Source organism: Ruegeria sp. HKCCA4812 (genome assembly GCF_013034245.1).
Lineage (GTDB): Bacteria > Pseudomonadota > Alphaproteobacteria > Rhodobacterales > Rhodobacteraceae > Ruegeria.
This window is the reverse complement of sequence record NZ_WQFQ01000024.1, coordinates 1-2,282: the sequence shown is the minus strand read 5'-3', so window position 1 is coordinate 2,282 and position 2,282 is coordinate 1. Positions and strand designations below refer to the sequence as shown.

Sequence of the window (2,282 nt, the reverse complement as noted above, 5' to 3'; positions counted from 1 at the left end):
GAAACCTCGTCTGCACATGCCCCCCAATGGACGCATACGCAGACGCCGCGGAATAGGGAACCGGGCGTAGCAATCCGCGGTTTGCTCTGGCGGATTGAAATCCGAAAATGAGGGCAGCGTCCTGCGAGGCGCTGCCTCTCGTCAATTTGATGGAGGAACAATGAAACACTATGTCCTCGCAAATGATCGCGCCGACCTGGCAAAGACCGGGCCGGAGGTGCCCGAAAGAACAAAACACATCGATGTTATCCTCAGCGACACGCGGGCGCTGGCATCGGCTGAGATCGTCGTCGAGTTCTATCACGCTCTGAACAGCCTGGTCGAAAACTGCTCTTACGTCGTCAATCTCCGGGTGTCCGGAAATGACTCGGTCGGCGGACCTCTTTATTGGGCAGGTCGGACGGCGATATTCTGGGGCGACCTGGAGAACAACTGGGACGTCTCTGGTTCGCGCAGAACCTGGATTTCGCAAGTTCTCAACCTGTCTTCAAGGACCGTTCTGGTCGGGGGAGCTGTCCTGTTGCTGGTGCAACTGGGCAGAGCAGGCCGACACATCGTTGCGGTTCACCCGAACTTTGCCGCGGCCGCGCTGGAAAGCGGATTGGAAAGCTGCGGTGCGGCAACCCATCTGGCCGCCGACGGGCACCCCCACAGCGCGACCAGCAGATTGAGCGCGTTGCGGTTGTTGTCCGAATTCGTGTCCATAGATCACGGAGAGCATATAGCGGACGCATTGCGCAGCTATATCGGTCTGACCGAACCCACGCAAAAATACGAAAGCAGGTTGGCCGCCCGGCTGGTGCACAGGGCAAAAGGCGATCTTCTGGTGGCGCGTACTTTGGATGCGATGCAGGAGAACATCGAAGATCCACTGACGATCTCGGACCTTTCCCGTTTGCTCAAAACCTCGACGCGTCAACTGCAACGACGGTTCCTGAGCAAAACCGGAGCAAAGCTTCTTTCCACGTACAAGGAGCTTCGTCTGGAACGGGCGCAGAACCTGTTGCAGTTCACGAACATGTCGCAGATCGAAATCTCGGCAGCCACCGGTTTTTCATCGCCCGTCGCTTTGAAACGTGCGTTTCAACGCTGCTACAAAACCAGCCCGGATGATGTGCGGGACCGTCGGTTCACGGGGTCGATGGCGCCGGAAGGATCCTAGCACTTCTTCGGCTTGCGCAACGGGCGATGACATCGCGTGGGCAGTTTTCCCACGCAACTTTGGTTTGGTTCACGCCGCAGCAATCTGGCTGGCCTTTTCCACCAGCACTTCGGCCTGACGGATGGAGGCGTAATCTATCAGCCGACCGTCCAGCGAAACGGCGCCTTTTCCGTCTGCCTCGGCCTCGGCCATGGCAACAAGAATGCGCTGCGCCTTGTTGACCTCGGCGTCGGACGGCGACATCACCTCGTTCGCCAGCGCGATCTGGCTTGGATGAATGGCCCATTTGCCCTCGCAACCCAGAACGGCGGCACGTTTTGCGGCGGCCTTGTAACCGTCCGGGTCCTGAAAATCGCCAAAAGGCCCATCAATCGGACGCAGCCCGTTGGCGCGTGCCGCAACCACCATGCGGGCCAGAGCATAATGCCACATGTCACCCCAATGGGACTGGCGACCGCCCTCGGGGTCTGCATCGGTCAAAACAGAGTATTCCGGGTTCACACCACCGATGATCGTGGTGCGCGCACGGGTCGAGGCCGCATAGTCGGCCACGCCGAAGTGCAGGCTTTCATTGCGCTTTGATGCTGCCGCAATCTCACTGACATTCTGCATGCCAAGCGCGGTTTCGATGATGTGCTCGAACCCGATCCGTTTTTTGTAACCCTTGGCGTCTTCGATCTGGGTCACCAGCATATCGACGGCATAGACATCCGCAGCAGTTCCGACCTTGGGGATCATGATCAGGTCCAGCCGCTCACCCGCTTGTTCGACCACATCGACGACGTCGCGGTACATGTAATGCGTGTCCAGACCGTTGATCCGAACCGACATGGTCTTGTCGCCCCAGTCGATATCGTTCAGCGCCTGAATGATGTTCCTGCGGGCCTGTTCCTTTTCATCCGGTGCGACCGCGTCTTCCAGATCAAGGAAAATGACGTCTACATCGGATTTGGCTGCCTTTTCGAACATTCCGGGTTGGCTGCCGGGCACGGCCAATTCACTTCGGTTCAGTCGGGCAGGGGCTTGGTCAATGGAATGAAAGCTCATGGATTCTGGTCCTTCGTCTTACAGGTTCGGATAGATCGGGAATTTGGCGCAGAGGTCTGCGACTTCGGCCTTG

General features: G+C 58.2%; 2 protein-coding genes. One reads left to right on the top strand and one right to left on the bottom strand.

Features of this window, described 5'->3' with window-relative positions; all coding sequences use genetic code 11:
* Positions 1-160 precede the first annotated feature (160 nt).
* Positions 161-1,162, top strand: a complete 1,002-nt coding sequence (locus GOW04_RS21740; RefSeq protein ID WP_171233993.1) for a helix-turn-helix domain-containing protein — start codon at positions 161-163, stop codon at positions 1,160-1,162.
* Between the two features lie 69 nt (positions 1,163-1,231).
* Here GOW04_RS21740 and GOW04_RS21735 read toward each other — a convergent pair whose 3' ends face one another.
* Entirely contained in the window at positions 1,232-2,209 is a 978-nt protein-coding gene (locus GOW04_RS21735; RefSeq protein WP_171233992.1) for a CoA ester lyase, read from the bottom strand.
* Between the last annotated feature and the right edge of the window lie 73 nt (positions 2,210-2,282).

What these genes read in the sequence shown, in the direction of transcription:
- GOW04_RS21740 (WP_171233993.1), top strand. Translation starts at nt 161, where the DNA reads ATGAAACACTATGTCCTCGCAAATGATCGCGCCGACCTGGCAAAGACC.
- GOW04_RS21735 (WP_171233992.1), bottom strand. Translation starts at nt 2,209, where the DNA reads ATGAGCTTTCATTCCATTGACCAAGCCCCTGCCCGACTGAACCGAAGT.